Here is a 25,074-nt window from a genome sequence, read left to right as displayed (position 1 = left end):
CCGGCGCAAACTCTGTAGTGATTTACGCCACCGGCGCTGTAGTCGGTAATGACCTCGCTCCTTCCAAAATGCTTGCAACCTTATAGATCACTACCATCGTGAGCGAGTTCCAACGGTGCTCGGCCACCCAGAGTTGTTTTCGGCTGATTCAGCCATGCGTTTGCTTTATTTTTGTTGCCAAAGATCTGCTCGGCTTGATGCTGTATCAGCTCTATGTAATTCATGCCTGGCTCTCGTGGGGTGCGTGGGTGTACGCGCTTTGCTTGATGCTCGCATTCTAGCGTCGATGTAACGCCAGTTGCTTGCACCCAAGGGATGACATGGGTTTGATGACAAAAACAGCGTGGGTGAGGTGGGTCGGGTTTTCCGGTTAGGACTCAAATACAGCAAGGCCGAGGTGCTCCTGCTTAACCTTTGCCAGCTACGGAAAAGGTCGTGACGGTGTTGGATGAGATAAATGGCCAGTGGGGTACGGTCATCCATGATGATCCAGCACGGTCTCAACCCTGGATCGTCATACCGCTTGAGCTAGGATGTTTAGTCAAAGCCACCTTTCTTTAAGCGCTAACCCATGGAATATATACCAGACACCCACCCCGATGATTCGTCCGAAGACGTCGTGACAAGAGAGTCGCTGTACGAGCAAGCCTGGTCGAAACCCATGACCAAAATTGCGGAGCGATATGGGGTGTCTTCGAGCTACCTTGCTCGAGTGTTTACTCACTTGGATATCCCTCGTCCGCCGGTGGGGTACTGGGCTCAGGTCGCGGTAGGAAAGGGTAAAACTCCCCCGGTGTTGCCTGAAACTCGACCCGGTGCGCTCATTGCCTGGAGTCGCAATGGCGCGCCCATTAAGGGTTTCCGGTCTTTGCCAAAGGAACCTCAGAAAACGAGCCGTAAGGTGGCTTTGACCAGTGCGGCACTGCCTCGCCGACACCCACTGCTACTGAGCGTCGAGGAACATTTTAGGAAAGTACGGGAAAGTGAGAACGGCTATCTAAGGCCGACAAAGCGCGCCATGGCTGATGTGATTGTCAGTCGCACGGGTCTCGACCATGCCGTCGACTTTGCCAATCAGTTGTATTTGGCGCTGATGAAAGAAGGGCTTGCTGTGGCGCTGTCTGATCCTGCCACACATATGAATCGCGAGTCAGTTGATAATCGCGAAAAGGCTTCAACGAGGTACATTCACCCCGCACTCTGGCAGCCGCAACGTCCCACGGTGGTTTACATTGGAACCATAGTTTTTGGATTGACCATCTACGAGATCAGTGAGTACGTGCAGGTCAAGCATGCAGACAAGGAGTACGTTCGGCTGAGTTCGCTTCCAGCCAGCCAACGTCGCTCTCCCTATCCCAAAGGGTGGGTAATGAGTGCTGACATGCCCAGCGGCCGCCTCTGCCTTCAGGTTTATTCCCCTTACTACCGAGCGGAGTGGATTCACCGCTGGAGCGAAGACCAGCCTGGCGATTTGGTCAGCAAAATTCCCGGAATCGTAAAGCTCTTGATTGCCGAGACCCCCGTACTTGCCAATAAAGTCGAAATTGAGCGGGAGAGGAGGGCGCTCGAGTGGCAGAGGCACAAGCTGGAAATGGAGGCGAGGCAGAGACAAGAAGAGGAAAAACGTCGACTCAAGTTGATCCAGGGTATGCGTCCGGCCAACACATCTTCCTGACCCCAGAGCCAAAGGCGATGGTGTCCACCTAAATTGAAGTGGACACCAGTTCTAGCCTTTTAAGCGGGTATCGCATGCAACCACCACGTCGTTCTTACTCCAAATCCTTCAAGGCCCAGGTCATCCAGGAATGCCTGCAACCCGGCGCTTCGATTGCCAGCGTCGCACTGAGCCACGGCATCAACGCAAACCTCGTCCATAAGTGGATTCGACTGCAATCGCAGACAAGTGTTGCCAAGCAACCAGCCTTCATTCCGCTGGCTCTACAATCGCCCGTCTCTCGCTCAGATATCAATCCAGCCACTATTTGCCTCGAAATCCCACACCCGCGTGGCACCGTCAAAGTGAGCTGGCCAACCGAAAACGCAGCGGCCTGTGCAACTTTTCTTCGAGATCTGTTGCGATGATCCGCATCGATTCAATCTGGCTCGCCACCGAACCCATGGACATGCGTGCCGGCACCGAAACTGCTCTGGCACGAGTGGTGGCAGTGTTCGGTGCGGCGCAGCCGCACTGTGCTTATTTGTTTGCCAATCGCCGCGCCAATCGCATGAAAGTGCTGGTGCATGACGGGTTGGGTATCTGGCTGGCGGCCCGCCGTCTGCACCAGGGCAAGTTCGTCTGGCCGGGTTCTCGACACGGTACTCAGGTGGAGTTGGGTGCGGAACAGTTGCAAGCTTTGGTGCTGGGTTTGCCTTGGCAAAGAGTCGGGCCAAGTGGCGCAATTTCCATCCTATAACGCCCGCCATAGCCAGTCGGGCCGTGCAATTGTCCGATGGATCTATCGTCGGTATTAGCCTGTTCTGGCAAAATCGGCGGTATGAATTCGCTCCCCAATCTCGACCAACTAAACCCTGAACAACTGCGTGCTTTGGCGGCGCAGTTGATGCAGCGTGTCGAAAGTCTCGATCAGGCAGTCGAGGCAATGGGCAAAAAGATTCATCGTAACCAAACGGTGATCGAGAAGCTGACCCACGAGATTGCACAGCTCAAACGTTTCAAGTTTGCCAAGCGCAGCGAGCAGTTAAATCCGCAACAAGCCAGCTTGCTGGACGATCTGATCGATACCGATATCGCTGCGATTGAAGCTGAGCTTCAGGCACTGCAAACACCTTCCGTTCCTACCGAAACAAAGCAAAAGCCTAAGCGCACAGCGTTACCGCCGGAGTTCCAGCGCACCCTGATCCATCACGAACCCGACAATAGCCATTGCCAGTGTGGCTGCGCCCTCAAGCGTATTGGCGAGGATGTCAGCGAAAAACTCGACTACACGCCGGGCGTGTTCACTGTCGAACGCCACATCCGAGGCAAGTGGGTTTGTGATGACTGCGAAACGCTGATCCAGGCACCGGTTCCGGCGCACGTTATCGACAAGGGCATCCCGACCGCAGGGCTGCTGGCCCATGTCATGATTGCGAAGTTCGCCGACCATCTACCGCTCTATCGTCAGGAATCGATTTTTGGTCGAGCTGGCCTGGTCATCGCTCGCTCAACCTTGGCGCAATGGGTTGGCAACTGTGGTGTGCAGTTGCAGCCGCTGGTGGATGCCTTGCGTGATGCCGTTCTTGCACACGGCGTGATCCACGCCGACGAAACGCCGGTACAGATGCTCACGCCCGGCGCAAAGAAAACCCATCGCTCCTATGTCTGGGCCTACGCTACCAGCCAGTTTTCGGACTTGGCGGCGGTCGTTTACGACTTCAGCCCCAGCCGCGCAGGCGAACACGCCCGCAACTTCCTGGAAGGCTGGAAAGGCAAGTTGGTCTGCGACGATTTTGGCGGCTACAAGGCCAGTTTTGAACTCGGCGTGACCGAGATCGGCTGTATGGCCCATGCGCGGCGCAAGTTTTTCGAATTGCACGCCACGCACAAAAGCCAACTGGCAGAACAAGCCTTGCGATACATCCAGCTGCTGTATGAAGTCGAGCGTGAAGTCCGTGATCTAGAGCCTGATTTTCGCCGCCTGAGACGGCAAGAAAAAGCCGTGCCGGTGATGGATGCCCTGCATGCCTGGATGATCGCCCAGCGTCAGATCGTGCACGATGGTTCGGCTATCGCCAGAGCTTTAGATTACAGCCTAAAACGCTGGGCGGCGCTGTCGCGTTACCTCGATGACGGGGCCGTACCCATAGACAATAATTGGGCCGAAAACCAAATCCGACCATGGGCTCTGGGTCGAAAAAACTGGCTCTTTGCAGGCTCCCTGCGTAGCGGAAAACGTGCGGCGGCGATCATGAGTTTGATCCAATCAGCACGGCTAAACGGGCATGATCCGTATACCTATTTGAAGGACGTTCTCACGCGCCTGCCGACGCAGCGGGCGAGTGAGATTTCCGAGTTGCTGCCGCATAAATGGCAACCCGTTTAGTTACGCAAGACGGGATGCCCGGACGCATACGATCCAGGATAGCCGAGATCTGCTAGAGACTGTGATTCAGACTTGGGCAAAGGTGAACAGCATTCGGGCCTTCTTTGACGATATTGAGCGATCCGCGCAAAAGCTCGGCTGTGAGGAGCGGATTGTCGTCATGGAGCGGTTGACTCAAGCGAAGGAGTTGATCGGGGACTTGGACGCGTTGAAGCACTTCAATGGCTGGGAGCCTCCGGCGCTTTAATCCTCCATGATTGTGTTTCCGACATAGTATAGGGCGCTGGTACTTTAGACGCGGTTAGCTGCCTGCCTAGTGGTGTTTAGAGCGTCGCGACTAACCCTTGTAGCTGCTGATACTCTCAAACACTCAGAGAGCTGACTGGATCTGTGCCGAATCTACTCCAGCTCTCAAAGCTCCCACTGCGTCCATCCGGCGCTGCGCAGTAGTCAAGAGAGTCGCAGTCGTTGAACAGCGTAATTACCCAACCGTATACACCAAAAACCACTACAGTCCAGTCACCATAGATTCTCTTGACGCTGGCTACACCGTATTTGGCAATCTCCTCGAACAAGCCTTCGACGATCGCTGCAGGCGCGTTATCTGCATCGATCAGTACCGCCAGATGTTTCTGAATGTGATTGGTGATGGGAGTGGCCATGGTTCATCCTTGATTAGATACCGCACCATACCGTCATGCCAGTCAGAAGGCATCATGGGGCAGGGTAGCAATGACGACTATCGCATAGTTGTGAAAAGGCCTTTCCTCGCGCAGGATGCTTGGGGTCTCATTCACGCCCGCCGGATATTAAAGGATATGTTGAATGCCGTATGAGTTAGACAACCGCTTGGTAATCGGCGTCGCTTCCAGCGCCGTTTTTGATCTGCTCGAATCGGACGCTGTTTTCAAGAGCCAAGGGGAAGAAGAATACCGAAAATTTCAAGAGAAGAACCTTGATAATCCGCTTGCCAAGGGAATCGCCTATCCATTCATTAAGCGCTTGCTCTCACTCAATGATCTAAGCGCAGACCCATCCGATCCACTTGTTGAGGTGGTGCTTCTTTCCAGAAATGACCCCGACACCGGGATGCGGGTGATGAAGACCATCGAGCACTATGGACTTGGGATGACGCGCGCCATTTTCATGCAGGGCAAATCGCCGCATGAGTACATCCCCGCTCTGAACATCGCGTTATTTTTGTCGGGTAACAAATCCGATGTTGAGGCCGCTATAAAAGCGGGACATCCAGCCGGCCAGGTGTTGGACTCGAAGTTCAACGATGACGAAGCGGACAAGACACTTCGGATCGCGTTCGACTTTGACGGCGTGCTCGCAGGCGATGAGGCTGAGACCGTCATGCAATCTTCCGGGTTGACGGAGTTTCACGCCTACGAAGTAAAGAACGTCATGGAGCCTCATAACCCCGGGCCGCTGAAAGAGTTCATGGTGCGCATGTCGAAAATTCAATCTGTGGAGGAGGCGCATAAGAAACTAAATCCCGATTACAAGAACCGGATCCGTGTCTCCATCGTCACTGCCCGCAATGCCCCCTCGCACGAACGCGCGTTGAACACCTTGAAGAGTTGGGGTGTCATGGCCAACGATGCGTTTTTCCTCGGAGGCATCGACAAAGGCAAGATTCTTGGTGTGCTGAAGCCACACATTTTCTTTGATGACCAGTCAGGCCATCTCAAGTCTGCGAGCGCAGTTGCACCCTCCGTTCACATCCCTTTCGGTATCACAAATCAACGGGCGGTCGAGCCTACGTCAGGTGCCGAAGTCGATCGTGCAGTGAAAGCCGTTTGAGCTCCAGGCGATTCGCTTGGTCACCGTCTCCTACTAAACCTGTATGAGAGATCTAGGGCTTGGTTGAGACCGTTCGAGCTCCAATCGAGCGCAGTACTAGAGCGAGGTTCGTGACTTTTAAATTCCAGAGGGATGCGCCTCGGGGAGGTTAAAATATTGAATAGCGATTGCAAGCGTGGGGTTGGCGGATGATAGAAAAGTTTTTAGGCCTCAACAGGAATAGATTACAGGCGTTTTCGCAAAGGTATGAGTTCCGGGTGGTCAGCATAGTCTCGCCTACACAGGACAAAATTTACTTGGGGCAGGGGCAGCCTAGGATCTGCAGGTACTGTGGGGAAGACGCGTCCTCAACGACCTTCAAGGAGCAGTCGCATGCTATCCCGATATTTCTCGGGAACAAAACCGTCATAGATTTGCTGGAATGCGATCGCTGTAATCACCATTTTGGTGACCATTTTGAAAACAGCTTTGCAAACTACACGCATCCTCACCGTTCATTCCAGAGAACGAGGGGGAGGAGCGGGATTCCAGTTTATAAAGACAAAGATTTCCGGGTTTCCGCTTCCGACCAGTCCAACTTAAAAATCTGGTCGCAGGGCAAGGAGGGTTTGAACGCCCTGAAGGTAGAGGGAGAAAATCGGCTTAAATTACCCTTGGCGCGACAGCCGTATTACCCAACCGCGATTCATAAGTCCTTGGTGAAAATAGCCTTGGCGGTGATGCCTGCTGCCGACCATGCCAAATTTGCAGGGCTGAAAGAATGGTTGCTGAGCAAAGACCACGCTCCGGCGTTTAGCGGTGCTGTACCCGTCATCGAGTGGATGATCAGCGGGCCCGTCAACCCAAACAGGATCATGTGCTTACTCGCGCGAGCAAAGGAGCGCTATCGGGAAGCCGTATTCCAGTACCAATTGATCTTCCAGTATGGAAACTTTCAATATCAGCTCGTCATCCCCTTGAGTGAGGAGAGCGGGCAAAAAAAGGATTTCGTTTATGCGCCACTCCTTTTGCCGGAAAAACATTTTCTGCAGTACGGGCCATCCGATTACCAAGAAAAGAATTTTTTGTCTGGCGAGCGGGTTGTCGGGGAGGTGGTGGATTTGCATATCAGATATGAGACAAGAGAGCCCGAGGGCTCTGTTGGCGAGCCTGCCTTGCTAAGGCCCTCTCAGTGAGTTCAGTGCGCTCTGTTTTGACCGCCTTACCCGTCGGGAAAGGAGGCTGTTCGTCGGAGCTGCTTTTCATGAACGATGATGGAATGTGCTGAGTATGATGACGATTTCCATCAAGGTGAACATACCCAATCTTGATCAAATCAGGACGTCCATTCCGTGCCCGCGTTGCCACTTGCATACCACCGTGAAGCTCGGTGAAATCCGTCGCAGGGACTATGTCGTCTGTCGTGGGTGCTACTGCACTATCCATCTTTTGGATCACATGAGCTCCGTTCATAGGGCTCAGAAGAAAATCATCCGTATGCTTAAGAGCCTGGAGCGCTGAGATGGATCCTCTACTCGTTCAAAGAACCCGCTACGTGCTCAAAAGTCGATTTCGTTGGCCTCAGACCTGCCCGGCCAACCTCATTCCTGAGGCTTGTCATCAGCTGCTTGGCTGGTTGCAAACTCATACTCTTACCTCGATGCACCTGAGTAGGTTGCGGGACATCGAGACAACTGCCAGCGATGAGGTCGATGAGATATTTAAAATCTTGCGCCGAGAACAAGTCGAGGAAGTCACGCGTAGCTATGATGCCACGACGTTCGAGGGGCACGCCGCCATATGCCTTCACATCGTGCAGGCGGTAGCAGCGTTAGCTGAATTAGATTATCGGGCGATTCAGCGAGGACTTGGTCTCCTTGCAGGTTTTATGCTCCGCGAGCAAGTCCACAACATCGACGATTCCATCGAGGCTATTCGGAACGTAGCACTGGACGGTTTATTTGAGTATCTGGATGAGCGACTGGACTCCGACTCCGCAATATACGCAGTGTTGCTCAAGTACAAGCAGCGCTGCGAGTGGTTCTACAATCGGCGTCTGAGGGACTATGCGGAAAACGGATTGGAAGGGAAGACCGGTGAGCGGGGGCTTGCCATTGACCTCTACGACTACATCCTTGGACAAGGCGTCGATTTTGTCGTAGAGCAGGCCTCTGCTAGCGGCGAGGTTGACCTGGTGTTGATTAACAGTGACGGCCGTAAGCTGGTTATTGATGCCAAATACATTGCGGCGAGCTCAACCAGAAGCTCAGTGGTACGCAAGATCGCCTCTGGATTACATCAAGTCGCACGTTATTGCAACGATTTCTCGGAACCCTCGGGCTTCCTGGTCACCTTCATTGCGACGTCCAATCGAATTGCACTGGAGCTTGATCAGCGAGACGGCCTCGATTTTGTGATGATCGGGGGGCGTTGCATCTACTACCTGCCGATATTGATCTCTGACGAGCCTTCTGCCAGTCGTTCAGGTATGCCCAAGGAAATCCTCATCACCCGAGGTGAGCTGGTTGAGCAGGTGGTTGATATGGAGGATGAGGAACTCAAGTAGTCCTGAATCCCCGGTCGAATAGAGTGGGGCGGGGAAGGGCGTGTTTTTGATGCTGTCCCATGGATGAGCTCACTCAAGATGTGAGGCACCTCCGCAAAAGCAATCCGAAAAATCAGTCGGAGGCTGTTATTGAGTCCAAAAGAGTTTTCTTGGTGTCAGCCATTGAGCCTGGCAGGAGCAGATTGCGTAGAGTCTTGAGCGATGCTCTTGGGGAATTTGCTGAGTTACATTCCCGAGCTTCGATAAATTCAAAAAACCGGTGATCAATGCGCAGTAGAAATGACGGAATTCCAATCGGGCTGGTAATTATTTTTGCTGCTGCGGCCTTTATTACTTATGAAGTCTGGCAGTTTTCAGAGGCATTGCATGTGTCCTTTGACGCCGGGTCAGCAATTTTCGGTTGGACGGTTGCTGCTGCCGTATTTTTATTAGTGATCTATTTCAGCGCTGGTTTTGGAGTTATACCTCTGGAGCTTACTTGGCCAATTGCGCTTGGAATGATCTTTCGAGGTTTCTGGCCAGCGATCAAGGAGTGGGGTGAGAAGATTCCTGTTCTCCATGGCAGTGAATTTGCTGGACTCGCATGGTGGGCAGAGTGGTACACGTTGTGGCCGATATTGATTGCTCTTGTTGTGGGCGGGTACGGGTTCAGCTCATCTTTCGATCGACGTTACTGATTCAGCATCATTCTTGGAGCAATGACGTTCATGCCATTAGTGAATGTCATCGTCTCCCCAAACGGCACGCTTACAAGCCGAGTTCGCCTCCCAGTTTGCTTTCCCATAGATACTCAGGAAGCCAGTCTGGAGGGCAGCGTCGCAGGGCCGCCAAGGTCAAAAGGTGCCAGACCTGTTGTTCGATGTATTGCGCGCCCTCACCAGAAAAACCGGGCATGAGTCGTAGCGGTCTCAATACCTGCCTGAGTACCTTCACCACTCCGCGAGGATAGCGACCTCGTCCGCTGCTATCGCTCAGCGGTACAAATAAAAATCCGTCGAATCGAGCAAGGCTCCCGCTCACGATGCTTTTCGCCCAGGCCCTAATCTCCTTTTTGCTCATTCGCGAGGCGAGCGTCCACCATATCAGCTCTACATCTTCGACCTCAAAATCGCCTGGCTGCGAGCATTGAGAGTCTTCATCCCCGGGTTCCTGTCCATGCGATCGGGGCCAGGGGCGAGAGGGTTGGCGGGGTGGATGCTCGTTCATATAGCCTTTTGGAGGTGAGTAGGTGAGGCATTCGTGAGAAGGGTGGCATGTTGAGCTCGACGTCATGAAAGACCTAGCAATCCGCGTTGTTGGAGGTCAATTGCTTATTGGTCAATCGACCGGCGCCACAGACTTTGATAAGTATTCCAGAAATTTTCGACCCTCATCAATCTTCTGTAGCGTTTCAATTTCTGTGACAAGTCCGTAGGAGCTATATAAACCCGTGATCGTGTATTTTTCAGTGGGTGTGGTGACAACCTTAGTTATGTCTTTAAAGTCTCCACGCAACTTGGTGTAGACCTGAAGGGTGATAGCCAGATATTCCCGGAGCTTGGCAATATTTTCATGCGCCCCAGCATCGGCCAGCGCATTGGAACCTGTCCCTGTCTTGGTGCCACTAAGCCTGTCTTTTAGGAGATTGAGCTGAGCATTGAGGCTGGCTATTTTGAGGATGGCGCTCTCGGAAACGGCCTCAGGCTGTTCAAGAGTCCCTCGGCTGTGCTCAAACATTGCGCTGACAAGACGCCTATAGCCCTCATTACGAAGCAGTGTGACATAGCTGAAAGGGCGCACGACCTTGTTGTAAAACGGTGTGGAGGGGTCTCCTGCTTTCGCAGCACGAATCTCGGAAATGATGGCCGCCAGTGCCTTACAGTAATCTGTAAGATTACTGTAATTCTTAGCATCGACTACACGTAACGTGTGCTCGATGATCTTTTCGATTTGCGCAGACCGCTCAGCAATATACTGATCGAATGTCGAAGGTTTCCTTGATCGAGGCACGTCGATTTTATTTTTCATTTATCGGCCCACCATCAGGCCACCATATGGATCAATTTGGGCGCATCATTGGCAATGGTTGCGAGTCGCTTCATCGCAGTGTGGTCACCCGTGCTGGCTGCGTATAGCTCGAATACATCAATCGCCCCTGACTTCACCATGGTGGAAACCTGAAGGGCAAGCTTCGTCGCTAATGGCACTGAGTTGTCCTCACCGATGCCCAAAAGAGCTGAAAGATTTCCCTCCCTCATAAGCAGTGCGTGGCGTAGGTGAGACAGCCGGATGTTCAAGTCTTCGCTGCTGGTATCTGGAAAATTCTGAACATCGATCAGCCGCTTCAATAGTAGCGACTCCTCGGGTAAATCCAACTTCTGATAGTGCCTGATAATCTCTTCCCGATTCTTAGCCATCATCGCCTGCTCGAAGCCGTTTTCGTACATCTGGACGAGCTGATGCTCTATGGCTTCCAAAAGGCAGGCTTCACGAGCAAAACGGTCATTTTCATGTTCCAGATGCTCAAGCTCGGATCTGACCTGCGCGCCGGGTTTGCGGCTCAGGTATTGATCAATCAGTTTCAGGCTTCCTACCATCATTTCCTTGTACTTATCCTTTCTGGCAGAAACAGCGGGAAGATGAGCAACCCCTCTAATCGCGTATGGACAAGCCGAGCAACAATTCGACTCACCAAATAGATCAATCACCTCTTGCGGACAAATGTTGTCGAACGGACAAATGTGCGTGGGGTTGAAGGCGAGTTCGCTGACCTCCTTGGCAATGATGCGATCCAGACCGGTGTCCATCTCTCGTTTACTGTTCGACAGGCTCATGAGGCGATGTTTGGTAATCGCTGCATGCGGATCCTTAGCAATGTCATCATGCAGCGTACGATTGATCCTTGATATGGCTTCTGCCAAGTCAGGAAAGTCACCAGCGGTTAGCCTGTCCTGATTGCTCACAAGCGCCATACACAGCATCTGTTGGTGGGTCATGCCCAGATCACTTTCGTCGAAAACAGAGTAGTAGGAGACCAACGGCTCAGTCTGCCCGGTCAACCACTGGCCGACGATGCTAGGCGGAAGAAATTTGATGGCTTCCGAGACAAACCCTGCGCGCAAACCATGAGGGGTATAATCACTAGTCAGCGCACTTGCAGGAATTGAAGCGAGCGCGGTAATTGTGTGATCAGTAATATAGAAAGGGGTTTCGTCATTTCGCTCAGCGGCTGGCGATTTTCTCCAGACAATATCAGGCACTTTATGGTCGTTGCACTCCTCCTTGATGAAGTACTGTAGGCACAGCAACAGCATCCTGTAGGAGTCGTAGTTTGACCAACCGTTCGGTCTAAGCGGGAGCCTGAAGAGGGGCTTGAACTGTCCAAACTGCGAGCCACTAGTGAGGTTATACCAAATCTTTTGCCGATAGTCAGGCAAGGTGCAGCGGCGGTACCACGCACTTTGCCTATCCAGTAGTGCTATGACCTTGTTCGACACGATGGCTGTCCATTCTCCATGGGCTTTATCGCTGCTGACAAGTAATGGGGCAAGTGGCCTGCTGACTGAGCGGTCTATGTAGGATGCATAGCGATCTAAGTCTAACCAGAGCAGGTGCTGCTGCCGGATTCCGGTTTCGCACATAAGCTGTGTTACCCGAATGTCGTTCATGATGATCCGTGGCTCCAAGTTGCCCCCAATGTGCATTTCGGAGATTCGATAGAATCGCGGGATGTATTCGAATGGCCTCGGTTTACCCCCATAGTAGAAAATAGGTGTGTAGTTCAAGGCAGAGAAATCCAGGCAGGCACAGCTCATGCCTTCATAACCCCATAAGCCTGCCCAGTCGGAACTGTGGATAAGTTCGCTGATATTTGGACACTTCAAGACACCTGCAACCACGCCGTTCATGGTTCCGTCAGCCATCTCGTTCAGGTGCATGGTCAGATATTCAAGCGAATCAAGCATGCTCACAAAGGTTGAAAAGTAGACTCGTGGAATAGGCTTTTTAATTGTGCCCCATCGTTTGCGTAACTTTGGATAACAATCTGGGGAGAAGCTATTACGCATTTTGTCAGCGTCAGGGATCAAGTCCGCCTGGGAGACAACGAAATCAATAAAAGCTTCTAAAGGATAGACTTTTTGATAGTGCGTATCAGGCGTCCACTGGTTCAAGTCGGCAAGGGTTTCGATTAGATAAAGAAGTGTCTCCGGCGGATCCTGTTCAAAAACGGCCAAATCTTTCAACAGGTCGTGGTCTGCAGTGACATAGAGTGCGCAGGTAAATTCGTTGAACGTGGTGGGGTATTGGTCGAGGTTCCCATCTCGGGTCATGAAGAACTTATATAGATACGGCCCGCAATATGCGATCAGGAAGTAGAGCGATGACTGTTGATTCTTCACCCGCTCCAAGCGTCTCGATTTTAAATAACCCTGGTAGGTGATTGTTAACATCTTACAGAAGTTAACAACTTTTTCTGGCATAAGCTCAAGTCCACCGGGTAACTCATCATCAGTGTCGATCCTGAATGCGGTATTCATGTCCCGTGACTCGCTGAATATATTCGCGAAGCTTACGATGCTGGTGGAGTTGCCATCTAAAAATTCACGCGTGATGGTAATCATTTTTTCACGGGATTTAGATACTCTTTTCTTCTGGATAGCTGGTTCTTTTAATTTGCGCAGTTGCACCATTTGCGCACGACTCTCTGCAAGAACCTTGTCAATGTCAGCTCGAAGCGATGGGTCATTAGAGGCGTCTGCGATAAAAAGGGAGAAGTCATCAGTGTAATACCGAGCGAGCTCGGATTTCGAGCCAAAGCTTCTAAGCTTCAGGTCTCTGGCAGTTTCAATGGTAAAGTTATTGGTGCTCGTCACGTTTGATGCCAGCACTAGCCTAAGCCAGCCGGTCGCCCGCAGGCTTCGATTTTTCTCAGTCATGGCACCGGTGTAGCCAAGCGATGAGACTGGGTTTATAGCTCTGACCTTAAACAGTAGGTCGCACTTTGAGAGCTTCGCTTGTTCCTCGATAACTTCGTCTAGAATGTCGTCGCAGTGTATCGGGCACGACCATGCAAGCGGAAGAATCACCTGCTTCTCTATCCATAGGCGCATAAAAGCGAGTTTCAACATCGAGCAAAATTGGGGAATGCGGGCTTCGGGGAAGTTTGGAATGATTTCCTGGATGATGGCCTCTCTCTGGCCGTTCGCGGAAAAGCAACAAGTGAGTAGTTGTTCTATCTGCAGTCTGTGCAATGCGGAAAAGGGGCGAGGGCCGAGGTTGTTAAGAGCGTCCAGGGTTTCACGCTGCCGGCCGCCGCTAGTGTTCTGGTGTGATTTCCAGAAACGGTGCCTCACGTCGATCATTGCCATGTCGAAAGCTGCTCCTACTTTTTTCTTCTTTATAAGCCAGATGGGATCGGTATGGGATGTATTTATCATGCGGCCTCCAGGGCGAGCTGCTGAAGCTGTTTGATTTCTTGTTGATGAAACGCAATTCGCGCTTCAATCACAGTTTTTGGGCCGCCAGAAATGCGGGCAAGATTTGCGGCTGCCAAGGTTGCCTGAAGTAAATGGGCATCTTGGCGAGCATAGCGTTTAGTGGTTTTACTGAGCTTGTGACCCATCAGCTTCTGGACGGTCTCCAAGTCCAATCCGAATTTCCGAGTACTGTGCGGATTGGGATTCGGGCAATGGTTAAGCAGATAATATCCATACATGTGTCGCAGACTATGGAACCCGTATGCTCTGCCGCTTACACGGCGTGCAGCCTCATTGAAGCGCTCATAAAGCGTCTGGTAGCTTTTATGCATCGGATTGCCGTTTTTCAAATTTCGCAGCAGGAAACCATGTGTAACGGGGGCGAGATAATGCTGTCCGCGCAGCTCAGCTTTGTATTCTTCAAGTGCAATCCAGAACATAGACGCGAATGGTTCGATCAGGAAGGTTTCAGAATGCGCCCGGCCTTTATGTGGGAGTGAGTTAATCTCGCTCTCAGTTAGATATTTTATTAGCACAGTGCGTCGAGTGTCCGGATCGATGATCAGAACACGATTAAAGTCTGATTCCATTTCGGGCTTGATGTCCACGTCAAGCATGGTCATGACTTCTGAAATGCGAGCTCCTGAAGCGGCGAGCAAACTCCATAGCATTTTGTCTCGGCTACAGGTTGCGCTGTGGATAAGCTCCATGCATTTGTCGATAGGGAAGGCGAATTCGTCGCCCCCATACATGTCTGTATGAGCCAGTGACGATGTCTTGGATATGGCGGAAAGACCTTTGCGCTTAACCCTGCGTGCACCACCGGCCAAGCATCCGGCAAGCCAGCTGTTCCTCTTTATTGCTGCGCGGACACTTTTTGGCGACTCGACTCTCACGGTTTGGGCCAAGGAGAATCCAGACAACGATTTAGACGCGATATAACCTAGGCCTTCCAGCTCCATTAGACCCAAGCGAAGGCGTTCGCTTGCGTCGACGAAACTGTTAAGTGCTGCCAACGCTACACCTACTGAACTACCTGAGAGATTTCGATCCCCCAATACTCGCGCCACTTTCCGCACAATTGGAATGTCGCTGGATGTGCCGAACACCAAAAAGCTCTCGTAGTTCTCAACGGCCTGTATGAGAGCAACGGGGGTCAGCCCTTTCTCGTGATAGGCGATCTCTTGGATATACTCAAGGAATACTTTGTTGTATTGGGAGTAGCTTTTCGTGGTTCTTTTCGATTTTTTCTTGCTTAGCTGATGAGACCAGCTGTCAAAAAACTCATCTTGGATTTTATCGTTGGAGACAAGTCTAAAGCTCTCTCTCCCGTTTCGAACAATGGGAATAAGTATGAGTGGTGAGGGTAGGGCTATCTCTTTTTCGAGCGAGCGAAGTTTCATAACGGCTTCCGATACTGCTGGGGTAGCCAAATACTTGCACGAGAGAATGCAGGTGTGCAACTGCGTGCTAATGCATGCTTTGTCGTGAATTAAAGTCTGCTTTCTATATCTGTTATCGTAGTTATTGTTTTTAATTAACGGCGTTATCGTTGACGGCTGTGCGTTAATTGTGTGGCGCGCCGCATTATTCGTTGCGAGCGGCGGATTTTTACTAGGAACTCGATTATGACGTATATTGATTCAGCGCTGCTGAATAACAAATAATCAGGGTGGCGACAGGTAGTAACTGATTTGTCAATATGGTAAAAAATAAATATTTTTTTGCCTAAACGCTTCGGCACCGGACGTTGCTAACTCTCATTTAGAGGGTGTAGCAGGGGGGGGCGTGTGATTCTCACCCTTAGACCTACCGTGGGCTGGCAGGATGCTTTTGGGGTTAGCACATAGTTCCCAATGCGTTGTCCTTATAAGTCCTCGGGACGCCATCTCACCCTCAGGACGATGCGATCCGCTGCAAGAGCTCTCTTAGAAGAGCCTGCTCTCCGGGGCTGAGCACAGATACCCCTACGAGGTTGGCCTTCAACCCCGATGCGAATGCCGGGGCGTTTTGATTGGCATCCGTGTCAGGTTCCTCACCTCGAAGCAGAGGACGTAATACCTGGAGGGAAAGCCAGCTGACATCGGAAAAGCGACTGGTTTCATGAAGGCAAGTAAAAATCATACCGGTACAAAAAGGCTGGATAAGGTCAACTGCTTGCTCCTCGCTCACTCGCAGGCGCCCAGTCAGCGCTACGGCCCGTACTCGCTCCATTAGATACACTTGCTGCACGCCCCAAAGCTCTGAAACGACGCCGTCTCGGGGCGTGCTAGCATGCAGGTACAACCCAGAGTTCTCCAACCCAAAGGCAATCAGAGTGTCGATCGCGTTGTGAAGGTTAGATACAGAGCTGTTAGCTTCACTCTGAGTCAGAATATGCATTTGCCATTGGTATATCACTACGATATCTAGTACTTCGGCGATGTTTCCCAGTTGCCGATAAATTTGCGGAGGCAGAACTCCAGCTCTTTTGCAAATGGCGCGTACGGTCGCCGAACCTATCCCATTTTCTGTAATGATATCCGATGTGGCACGGATGACCTTTGAGATCACGGTATGCGGGTCAGAGCGAGGGTTTTTCATAGAGGTGACTATTCAGGACTGTCTTGCATGCCCTAGTGTAGAGCATCCGGTTGGTAGGGCCGCGATGATACGTGCTGGGGGTCATGGCAAGCAATCAACAGGTACTACCTGTTTACTAGCACAAAAGGTCAAATCGCTTCGATAAGTTGCCGATCAAGGGGCGGGTGCAGGGCCTCGATGGCGTCTTCATAACCGTTGCCCGCGCACACGAGCTTTGATTTCAAATATACGTTCACAAGTTTCTGCCCTCGGCCGTACGAGCATTGAAGGCTGCGGACTTCAGAGTGGTTTTTCCGTTGGTTTGTCCTCCCGTAGGTGTGTGTATGTCATCCCCGATGCTAGCGTAATCACTTTCTGAAATCTCCATCGAGAAACGCATCCATTTCTTCACTGGGTGGCAGGTCATCTGGGGTCGAGATTCTGTCTACGCCCGACTCGCGCAAAAGTTTTTTGGCTACGTCCATCGTGTGACCAGGCCCTTGCCTGGAATAAGCTCTGCCTGCAGCCCAAAGGGCGAACCGATGACGATGCTCGATGATGGTATAGCTGTTTTGCATCTGGAACCTCGGGATACCTGATTCTGGAAGTGTTTTTTGAGAACAGTTGAAATCGTAAGGCCCGTCGTGCGTGGCAGTATTGCGAAAACGGTGGTTAGGCTTCAATTCATTGTGAGGGCTTCGAGGCTCCTCTGGAGTTAATGCTAGGCGACGATGATATTCATTCAGCCCCAGCTGGAGCGGTCTTCTATTCTTCGTTCACAGTAGCAGTTTGAGGCAATCTGTGGCATATAGCCGCTACGCAGCGGCGCGCTTGGATTCATAGTGTCTTCGCACGTATTAGCATGGCGGATGCTTGTCTAGTCGGACAGCATGGATGGCCAGAAGTCAGGATCAAGATAGATGTTTGAAGGCATTAAAGGGACTTTTAGGCGGGATTGGCTCGCACTCACTGTCGGGCTTTCTGCTGCTCGGAAGGCTTTCAAAGCCGTGCGATCACAGCGGGAGAAAGAAGGGTCATTTGAACAGTTGACCCCAGCGTTGCTTGAGGACGGTCGGTTCACCCGTTACGAGCGCGAACTGGTGGACATGCTCGGCAGTGAGGAAATCCTCAACATCGCAATCGCTGGTGGATATGGCGCAGATAAGAGCAGCGTTATCAAGACGTTTTTTGATCGTCATCCAGAGTTCCCGTATGCGCTTGTCTCTCTAGCCACCTTCAGTAAAGCTGAGCCGACAGCCGCTCCGGAGTTTTGGATTCAGCGCAGCAGGATGGCCAGGCACCTACTGCCGGCTTGCCACGCCCTGATATCGAACAGGCCATAGCTGACCCTGGTCTAGTTAATCGGATAGGCCTGTACTTATCCCATTCGAAGGAGTGTCCAACATGGACTTCATCACCGCTGGAATCATCGCGAGCTCGGCTTATGACATCTTCAAAGCAGGAGTCAAAATCAGCGCGCAAGGACTTAAGGAGCGCTTGGGTCAATGGCTCAAAGACGAGATTGTCGCTGACGCGGTAGCTTCAGAGCTGACTAGGCTTGGGATCAGCGACGAGATGAGTGAGGTGGCCATTACTCGACGTCTTGAGCAATCGCCCGAAATCACCCGCTTGATTCGTGACATCAATGCGCAGGCAGTCTTGGTTGCGCCATCCACGATCACCAACGTCACGCAAACCCATACTGGCGGCGGTGATAATGTTGCTGGCAACAAAATCATTCAGTAACCCATCCGAGGTAGCGCGCTTGAGCTCTGTCGACCAGCATCACAGCGGCAGCGGGGATAACGTCGGACGTGACAAGATCTACGTCGAGATCAAGTCGTTGGCCCCGGCCGATCTCGTTGTCCCCATGGAGATGGTTTTCGAGAGCCTGCGCAAAAATGATCGTGCTAAGGCCAAGATCCAGATGGCCGTGCTGAAATCGATAGCGCAGAGAGATCCTGAAGCTGCTGCATTGGTTGAGGTTATCTCCATCTACGGCGGACTCGTCGAGGCTGAAGATCACAGCGCCGCCTGGGGAACGGTTTCAAAGATCACCGCGTCCGCTCAGAACGACATCATCAAAGACGTTTGTTTGGCTGCACTCTTGCGCCTGTCCCGCAACACCGAGCGCGAAGAAGCAGCGAAAGAGCATTACCTCGCAGAGCCTGCCCCAGGACTGTATGCCAGAGAAACTTTCCTGCGTTCCTATGCAGATCAGGGCGAAATTGAGGCGGCTGGGAGGCAATTCATTCTTTCAGAAGGAGAACTGACTGGCGTTGTTGAAGGGGCTCTTCGCTTGGAGCTGACGGGCCGAGCAGTCCTTATGGCCAAGCGGCTGAACGAGGATTTCGAGTCCGACAATGCCAAGGTGCTTCAGGTAATGGCAAATGCCTGTGAAATCAATCCGGATCTGGCTCAGCCACACTTCTGGCTGAACTTGCCGGAGGTTAAACAGCGCTTGGATGAACTCGCCGCTCAGGTTGTTAGGCTTCTTGAGCTCTCGCATGGTACTGATCTACGCCTCTATAACATGGCATGTCCTATTTTCGAGACCTATCAGGGCTTGGCACCGCCCGCTCTGTACGAGACGCTGAAGAAATATCTGTTGTATCTAGGGCCCAATCACTCCAAAACGGCTGCCAGATTCAAAGCCATTGCAGGAGATGATACGGATCTTACCCAGCGGCAGCGTGACCTCTGCGCTGCCAAGGAAAGCCCGAAGAAGCGAACTGCTTGGTGCCGCAATTTTCTGACATCGAGCAAAAGCTCGCTCGAAGAAGTGATTCCTTTCATCCACCTTGCGACTCCCGGCGAGATCAGCGAGTGGTTATCCCTGGAGACATTGATTGACGATACATCGGCGATGGAGGTGGCCTTTATAAGGCTTTTTGCTTCTTCGTTCCGGGGTGCTGAGCAGCCCGAGGATCTCGTTCAGCGAAATCAATTGGCTGAGGAGGTCGACGCCTTCGTGATCGAGTGGGCGGACGACATCCAAAATATTGCGGCTGAGCGGGCGTTTGAATTGGCGGAGAAACTGTTCTCTGCAAAGCTGCCGCACAAGGCGCTTAGCATCACTACGCGGCTGGTACCTGATCACGCACTGTGGCCATCACCCTTCGTCCTGGAACACCTGAAGTTCCTCTTGGAAACCCAGCAGTACAAGACCTTTGATGAGGTCGTTAGCCGGGTCGTGGGAGCAGAGACTTCCCTCACGCTGATGAGCTTCCAGTCACTGAAAGCAGAGCGAATGGGGGAGATTGACGCGGCCATCAAGATCAGTGATCAGATGATTTTACAGGCACCGGAGGTACCGCATTGTTGGTACCGAGGCTGCTTTCTACGTGACCGCTATCTAAGTGAGGCAGAGCAGCGAGAGTTTCAGCGGCGGATTCCAGACTCACTGCTGCAAAACCCTTCGTCGGAAGTGGTGGCCATTCTCTATTTCCTGACCAGATCGGGAAATTTCAAGCGCGCAGAGTCGCGGTGGGTGGAATGGTTTATCCAAGACCCGAGAGGACATGCGATTGAGCTCGTGAACTTCCATTTTGGGCTGAGCAGTGGTCGCCAGTATCAGTTCGACGTTTCGCTCACTTTGGAGCAATGCACGGCGGCCATTCAATTCGAGCAGGACGCAAGCACGATGATCAGGCTGATTGTCGATGACCAGCATGGTTCGAGCGAGTGCACCCTGAAGGCCTCCAGCCAATTGGCGAAGTTGCTTCTGAGGTTGCCTATTGATGAAAGCGCCGATTTGGGTATGACGAGCTATAAGGTTAAGGAGCATTTGGCGCCCTATGTCGCATGCGTGCGAATCGCTCTTAGGCTTAGGCATGACCACAATGACGGCAGTGATTGCTTCGCGATGTTGCAGATGCCATCCGACAAAGCGCAATTGATACCGTACTTGGAAAAAAAGCTAAATCAAAGCGCCGAGACGCGTGCGCAGCTAGGCATGGTTTACGCCATACCGCTGTCCATGCGGGGGCATGCTCTGTATCCGGACAGCGCCTTTAAGGGCGCACTCAATTGCTGGACTGACGTGAACTTCCCCAAATCGCCGCTCTTCGCTCTGGGCGATGCGCAGCCGAGTTCCGTTGTGCTCGACGCCTACGGTATTGGCTATCTGGCAGTCACAGATCTTGCACAGCGGTTACTGGATATAGGGATGTCTTTTGTCCTGCCAGCGGCTACCAAGGAGGCGCTCACCCTGTTTCTTGCGGAAATTTCTGACGAGAGCTTCATGCTGCTGGGCCTGACGTCCAGTGGCAATCTCTCTCGGACGACTGCGTCAGATCTCCGGGCTCGTGACGGACATACGCTCAAGGCGCTGCGCCTGATCCTAGGCACTGCTGTTGTTGTCCATCCGGTTGTGCATGACGCCTTACTTGATTTGTATTCGGTCAAAGAGGGTGTTGATCTTACTGTTTACGACGCAATGCAGCTGTCAGTGGCCAATAAGGTGCCATGGTTCTGTATGGATGGGGCGTTTGCTTCGCTTCACCACTCCAGCGGGCATGAGACGGCAAATGTCCAAGCTATCATAGTGCGGGCGATGGCCAGTTCACCGTTCGATTTTGAGCACAAACGGCATGGTTTTTTGCTCTACGCCCTCGGCGCTCTTCCGTTACCGCTCACTTTCAGTGACATCCATTATCTGGCCGCCACCCCAAACGCGCTGGCAGGATTTATTCTGTTCAAGATCATTCAGAATCAAGGTCGCCATATTTTTGCGGGAGACGAAAGACAGCTCTTCTTGCTTGATACCATCGTTGTAAATCTCAAAAGCTGGTTTCAGTCAGGGAGGAGCCCTGATGCACTACGGCCACTCTACACCCCTTGGACGCCCTTTAGCGCCCACGCTTTCAATCATGGCATAAGTCTTTACCTGGACTCCGGTAACCCAGGCACTATTGAGTCCAGACTGGCGGTGGCAATGATGTATATGGCATTGAAAAGTGGCCCCAACCAGCGATTCACTGAGTTTCTCTGCGCTCACTTCGTTGGTTTTGCTGAGGGGCATTTCATGGACGTCAAAGGCATTAGGATGAATCTTCAGTCACTAGTGAAGCAGCGCTCGGGCGTGGGGCAGGCTGGTGCCGACGTGGGGCAGTAATTTCATCGGGTGATTACAGGGAGGTCTGTCGGCGTTTGGTGACGCACCGTCCCGCGACGGGTAAAACGCGCAACGCTTCGTACACCGATGTGGTGCGTCAAATCCGAGCGCTTATTCAGCAGCCATCTCGTAGCCATCAGTTCTCATTGTCTGTGCATCCGGCGTCTGCCACACAACCTGATGTTACGGACGCTTTCTCGGCTGGCGCAGCGACTTTCGACCAGGTTCGATCTAGCAACCTGAGGTTGCGTAAGATTGATAAAGACCAGTTTGGGCATAACAGCTTCGACTGCGTTCGACGTTACATTGAAAACTCGCTGGCGGAATTACAGGCCCGTAATCCCAGTATACAAGGCACCCTTCGGCGAGTCAGTGATACGCGGTTTGAGTACCATCCATTGCCGGAATGAGCATGGCGATTGGGGAAATGCAGATGAAAGCCCGTGGCTGTTCGATGAGGAACCTAGGCGCTGTGTTTTGAACCGGCCTCGGGGCGGTCGCTGCTCTTGCATCTGTGCAGAGATCGTTGCTCAACGACCATGATGATCACTCAGTGGAATTCCAGGCCCTTGCTCTAGGAGCCAGTCACCGCAGGCGATGGCAGTAGGCCTTGACAGCTCACCCCAGTGCCCGTACCTATGTGATTTCTTAGTTAGCAAGCCATGCAGCTAGCAGCATAGATACCAGGCCTAAGACATGCACTCCATTCTGCTTCAAGTAAGTCCACCCCACACCCGCTGCAAAAGCTAATCGTCTGCCGAGCCTTTCCATACCCTCGTAACCTTCATCGGTCATCAGGGTCTTGCCCCGCAGCTTGAGATGTAATCTGCGCAGGTTGCGAAACGGCCAAGACAGTAGGGGGGCTCCGAGTACGATCACCAAAATGAAAGCGAGGTTTGTAGGCATTCCTAAAGCGACAAAAGGCTCGATGATTTGCGGCGTTTGGCAGACAGCGGCTATGCACATTACTACGAGCAGATACCCGATAAGCACCTGCTCCCGACAGTTAGGATTGTGCAGGGCGTGCCCGAAAGCTTTTATGCGGTTGGTCATGGGGCATGTCCGGTTGATGATGGTGCGTGTATTCAATGCCTAGATCCTCGCCAGCTCAACCGGATATTCGTATCAGGCAGTAACACTGGTTCCTTGCGACGAGGCTATCGAATACGCCAGAGCATGAGTCGCCGGGGAAATTGCTGGGGCTCTCAGTTCCGCAGTTTGAAAACCGAATGGATACCGACTCTGGGTTACAGAACCGCCCAAGAAGCCCAGCGTGATATCAGCCTTTTCTTGATGCATCGGTACAGCTGGATTCGACCCCATCAATTCAACGGTGGGCTGGCGCCAGCGCGGGCCGAAGAAAAACTTAACGTCGTGTCCGGGATTAGTTGACCACTACAATTCGCTCCCAAGTGTGCAACTGGTTGCATGCTTAGGAGGCGTTCGAGAGTTTGATAAAAGGCCCGAATTTGTTATGCTTCAAGCGGAGTGAGGAAGGGTTGAACGAGCCGCCCAAGCGAGAAATAGGGGGGCTACCTTAGATAAGGGTTCGAATCCCATCGCCTCCGCCATATTTGTACCTAAAGGCCCCGTATTCCGGGGCCTTTTTGCATTCTGCGTTTTGTGTTTTTCCCGCGCGCTGCGTGAGTGCTAGCTCATCCGTGGTCTCTGATCCGTAGTGCAGTCTCCGATGAGATCGCTCGGAGCGCGCTCAACGTGCGTGAGATTTCCGAGCAGGCGTCTGCGGTCAGTGAGGTGCCCCGTCCTCTTTGTCGATGTATTAACTCGTGAATTAGCTTGCCCTCAAGCAGGCTGCAGACTGCCTGCCCAAACCTGCCCAGGTCCGGTAAGACATTACAAGGATTCGCGTTATGGAGTTGTCACTGGAAACGGTCGCCCTTTTCTCCCTCAAGCTGGCTTACGAGAAGGAAGGGGATAGTCCGATTTTGCGTCAAGACACGATAATGAGTGGGTATCAGAGGGACGAGTTCGGCTTGCTTGTGTGCAAAGGTGATATCGAAGCTATCCGGCTTAAAATCGATGAGTGTCTGGGGTTGGCATTGAAAGCTTTAGGCGGCACCGCCACGCCGCTAGGGCGCGAGCTTCAAAAGCTGACAGCTTGCTTTAGTTGCGCCGAGACGATGGGCGCGCTTGATGCCCCGTTGGCTGCGCTCAAGGACTACTTGAAAGACGTTCAGTAACGGGGCGTCCTCTAGTCATTCGTGTGGTGCGAGGAGCGGGGAGGACGCTCAGGCCTGTCATCTGTAGCGAGAGTCACTGGTACTCTTTATATGTACACGTTCTGGAGGCCGCCCCCGGTAATCGTTGAAAGGCCTTGTCATGCAGTTCTGCCGCATCGTCCGCCAGTTCAATCACCGCAGGATGTTGTCTGCGGCATGCAGACTGCCTTGATGCAGGTATGCGCTTCGTAATGATGCTTGTCAGGGAGGTACTGCTGGGTGTGCTTGATAGCGTGGGGAAGGGCTTCTGATAGCGTCATCCTAATATGTTGTATCTGTGTAGAAAAAAATGGGAAAGGTGGTTGACCGCTGATTTTAATCCTGTAGAATTCGCCTCCCGCTAACGAGAGACGTGAAGTTGATCGAAGCGCAAGTGGTTGAAGTTGCAAAGGAAACTTTGAAACTTGTTAAAATAACCGCTTGACAGCAACAAGGGCTGCTGTAGAATGCGCGCCTCGGCTGAGACGAAAGATCTCAACCACCCGCTCTTTAACAACTGAATCAAGCAATTCGTGTGGGTGCTTGTGTTGTAAGACTGAAGTCAACTGATTATCAGCATCACAAGTTACTCCGCGAGAAATCAAAGATGTAACCAACGATTGCTGAGCTAAGTTTAGGGTTTTGTCAAAACCCAAAGATGTTTGAACTGAAGAGTTTGATCATGGCTCAGATTGAACGCTGGCGGCAGGCCTAACACATGCAAGTCGAGCGGCAGCACGGGTACTTGTACCTGGTGGCGAGCGGCGGACGGGTGAGTAATACCTAGGAATCTGCCTGGTAGTGGGGGATAACGTTCGGAAACGGACGCTAATACCGCATACGTCCTACGGGAGAAAGCAGGGGACCTTCGGGCCTTGCGCTATCAGATGAGCCTAGGTCGGATTAGCTAGTTGGTGAGGTAATGGCTCACCAAGGCTACGATCCGTAACTGGTCTGAGAGGATGATCAGTCACACTGGAACTGAGACACGGTCCAGACTCCTACGGGAGGCAGCAGTGGGGAATATTGGACAATGGGCGAAAGCCTGATCCAGCCATGCCGCGTGTGTGAAGAAGGTCTTCGGATTGTAAAGCACTTTAAGTTGGGAGGAAGGGCATTAACCTAATACGTTAGTGTTTTGACGTTACCGACAGAATAAGCACCGGCTAACTCTGTGCCAGCAGCCGCGGTAATACAGAGGGTGCAAGCGTTAATCGGAATTACTGGGCGTAAAGCGCGCGTAGGTGGTTCGTTAAGTTGGATGTGAAATCCCCGGGCTCAACCTGGGAACTGCATTCAAAACTGTCGAGCTAGAGTATGGTAG

Annotated in this window: 20 protein-coding genes, 1 rRNA gene and 1 pseudogene (1 of these 22 cut by a window edge); 14 read left to right on the top strand and 8 right to left on the bottom strand. The window is 52.3% G+C overall.

All coding sequences use genetic code 11. The features are described from left to right. Window positions 1-80 precede the first annotated feature (80 nt). On the bottom strand, window positions 81-224 hold the full coding sequence (locus ACVBEG_RS16570; protein ID WP_447108077.1) for an antitoxin Xre/MbcA/ParS toxin-binding domain-containing protein: 144 nt from the start codon (window positions 222-224) through the stop codon (window positions 81-83). A gap of 794 nt (window positions 225-1,018) precedes the next feature. Between ACVBEG_RS16570 and ACVBEG_RS16565 the strand changes: the two genes are divergently transcribed. The 4 genes from ACVBEG_RS16565 to tnpC all read left to right on the top strand — a co-directional run bounded on the left by ACVBEG_RS16565 (window position 1,019) and on the right by tnpC (window position 4,043). Further along, window positions 1,019-1,675, top strand: coding sequence for a hypothetical protein (locus ACVBEG_RS16565; RefSeq protein ID WP_447108076.1), 657 nt, complete (start codon window positions 1,019-1,021; stop codon window positions 1,673-1,675). A gap of 74 nt (window positions 1,676-1,749) precedes the next feature. Next, a complete protein-coding gene (gene tnpA / locus ACVBEG_RS16560) occupies window positions 1,750-2,082 on the top strand; it encodes an IS66-like element accessory protein TnpA (protein ID WP_447108075.1) in 333 nt (110 codons plus the stop codon). Continuing rightward, window positions 2,079-2,414: an IS66 family insertion sequence element accessory protein TnpB gene (gene tnpB, locus ACVBEG_RS16555; RefSeq protein ID WP_236255050.1), complete on the top strand. Its 336-nt coding sequence runs from the start codon at window positions 2,079-2,081 to the stop codon at window positions 2,412-2,414. Before tnpA ends, tnpB begins: the two co-directional genes overlap by 4 nt. 81 nt (window positions 2,415-2,495) lie before the next feature. After that, on the top strand, window positions 2,496-4,043 hold the full coding sequence (gene tnpC, locus ACVBEG_RS16550; protein WP_447108074.1) for an IS66 family transposase: 1,548 nt from the start codon (window positions 2,496-2,498) through the stop codon (window positions 4,041-4,043). A gap of 362 nt (window positions 4,044-4,405) precedes the next feature. Here tnpC and ACVBEG_RS16545 read toward each other — a convergent pair whose 3' ends face one another. Beyond that, window positions 4,406-4,705, bottom strand: coding sequence for a DUF7693 family protein (locus ACVBEG_RS16545; RefSeq protein WP_447108073.1), 300 nt, complete (start codon window positions 4,703-4,705; stop codon window positions 4,406-4,408). A 163-nt stretch (window positions 4,706-4,868) separates the two neighbouring features. On the opposite strand from ACVBEG_RS16545, the gene ACVBEG_RS16540 reads away from it, so the two are divergent. The 4 genes from ACVBEG_RS16540 (at window position 4,869) to ACVBEG_RS16525 (ending at window position 9,074) form a co-directional block, all read left to right on the top strand. Then, window positions 4,869-5,852 carry a 5'-nucleotidase gene (locus ACVBEG_RS16540; RefSeq protein ID WP_447108072.1) on the top strand — a complete coding sequence of 328 codons (984 nt, stop codon included), beginning with the start codon at window positions 4,869-4,871 and terminating at the stop codon, window positions 5,850-5,852. Between the two features lie 188 nt (window positions 5,853-6,040). Then, window positions 6,041-7,027, top strand: coding sequence for an HNH endonuclease (locus ACVBEG_RS16535; RefSeq protein ID WP_447108071.1), 987 nt, complete (start codon window positions 6,041-6,043; stop codon window positions 7,025-7,027). Between the two features lie 326 nt (window positions 7,028-7,353). Further along, complete coding sequence (locus tag ACVBEG_RS16530) at window positions 7,354-8,397, top strand: hypothetical protein (RefSeq protein ID WP_447108070.1); 1,044 nt, start codon at window positions 7,354-7,356, stop codon at window positions 8,395-8,397. A 266-nt stretch (window positions 8,398-8,663) separates the two neighbouring features. Then, window positions 8,664-9,074, top strand: coding sequence for a hypothetical protein (locus ACVBEG_RS16525; protein ID WP_447108069.1), 411 nt, complete (start codon window positions 8,664-8,666; stop codon window positions 9,072-9,074). Window positions 9,075-9,714: 640 nt separating this feature from the next. Here the strand turns inward: ACVBEG_RS16525 and ACVBEG_RS16520 are convergent. From ACVBEG_RS16520 to ACVBEG_RS16500, 5 genes are all read right to left on the bottom strand, one after another. Next, window positions 9,715-10,404 (bottom strand): hypothetical protein, encoded by a 690-nt coding sequence (locus ACVBEG_RS16520; protein ID WP_447108068.1) that lies wholly within the window; start codon window positions 10,402-10,404, stop codon window positions 9,715-9,717. 14 nt (window positions 10,405-10,418) lie between these two features. Further along, window positions 10,419-13,814, bottom strand: a complete 3,396-nt coding sequence (locus tag ACVBEG_RS16515) for a hypothetical protein (RefSeq protein WP_447108067.1) — start codon at window positions 13,812-13,814, stop codon at window positions 10,419-10,421. Then, a complete protein-coding gene (locus ACVBEG_RS16510; RefSeq protein ID WP_447108066.1) occupies window positions 13,811-15,256 on the bottom strand; it encodes a tyrosine-type recombinase/integrase in 1,446 nt (481 codons plus the stop codon). Before ACVBEG_RS16510 ends, ACVBEG_RS16515 begins: the two co-directional genes overlap by 4 nt. Window positions 15,257-15,749: 493 nt before the next feature. Continuing rightward, a complete protein-coding gene (locus ACVBEG_RS16505) occupies window positions 15,750-16,436 on the bottom strand; it encodes a TetR/AcrR family transcriptional regulator (protein WP_447108065.1) in 687 nt (228 codons plus the stop codon). 347 nt (window positions 16,437-16,783) lie between these two features. Further along, complete coding sequence (locus tag ACVBEG_RS16500; RefSeq protein ID WP_447108064.1) at window positions 16,784-16,993, bottom strand: hypothetical protein; 210 nt, start codon at window positions 16,991-16,993, stop codon at window positions 16,784-16,786. A 342-nt stretch (window positions 16,994-17,335) separates the two neighbouring features. Between ACVBEG_RS16500 and ACVBEG_RS16495 the strand changes: the two genes are divergently transcribed. The 3 genes from ACVBEG_RS16495 (at window position 17,336) to gapS6b (ending at window position 21,531) form a co-directional block, all read left to right on the top strand. Beyond that, entirely contained in the window at window positions 17,336-17,758 is a 423-nt protein-coding gene (locus tag ACVBEG_RS16495; RefSeq protein ID WP_447108063.1) for a YobI family P-loop NTPase, read from the top strand. Window positions 17,759-17,819: 61 nt separating this feature from the next. After that, window positions 17,820-18,161, top strand: coding sequence for a GapS6a family protein (gene gapS6a, locus ACVBEG_RS16490; RefSeq protein ID WP_447108062.1), 342 nt, complete (start codon window positions 17,820-17,822; stop codon window positions 18,159-18,161). Window positions 18,162-18,180: 19 nt separating this feature from the next. After that, entirely contained in the window at window positions 18,181-21,531 is a 3,351-nt protein-coding gene (gapS6b, locus tag ACVBEG_RS16485; RefSeq protein WP_447108061.1) for a GapS6b family protein, read from the top strand. A gap of 648 nt (window positions 21,532-22,179) precedes the next feature. Here gapS6b and ACVBEG_RS16480 read toward each other — a convergent pair. Then, complete coding sequence (locus ACVBEG_RS16480; RefSeq protein ID WP_447108060.1) at window positions 22,180-22,584, bottom strand: hypothetical protein; 405 nt, start codon at window positions 22,582-22,584, stop codon at window positions 22,180-22,182. 105 nt (window positions 22,585-22,689) lie between these two features. On the opposite strand from ACVBEG_RS16480, the pseudogene ACVBEG_RS16475 reads away from it, so the two are divergent. From ACVBEG_RS16475 to ACVBEG_RS16465, 3 genes and pseudogenes are all read left to right on the top strand, one after another. After that, a pseudogene (locus ACVBEG_RS16475) lies at window positions 22,690-22,923 on the top strand (IS3 family transposase); the annotation flags it as partial. A 479-nt stretch (window positions 22,924-23,402) separates the two neighbouring features. Continuing rightward, window positions 23,403-23,732, top strand: coding sequence for a hypothetical protein (locus ACVBEG_RS16470; RefSeq protein WP_322178524.1), 330 nt, complete (start codon window positions 23,403-23,405; stop codon window positions 23,730-23,732). A 682-nt stretch (window positions 23,733-24,414) separates the two neighbouring features. Beyond that, window positions 24,415-25,074: ribosomal RNA gene (locus ACVBEG_RS16465) — 16S ribosomal RNA — on the top strand (it continues 879 nt past the right edge of the window).

This window comes from Pseudomonas sp. GG8 (assembly GCF_052976945.1).
Note: the sequence above shows the minus strand (reverse complement) of the source record. Positions and strands in the feature narration are given on the sequence as shown.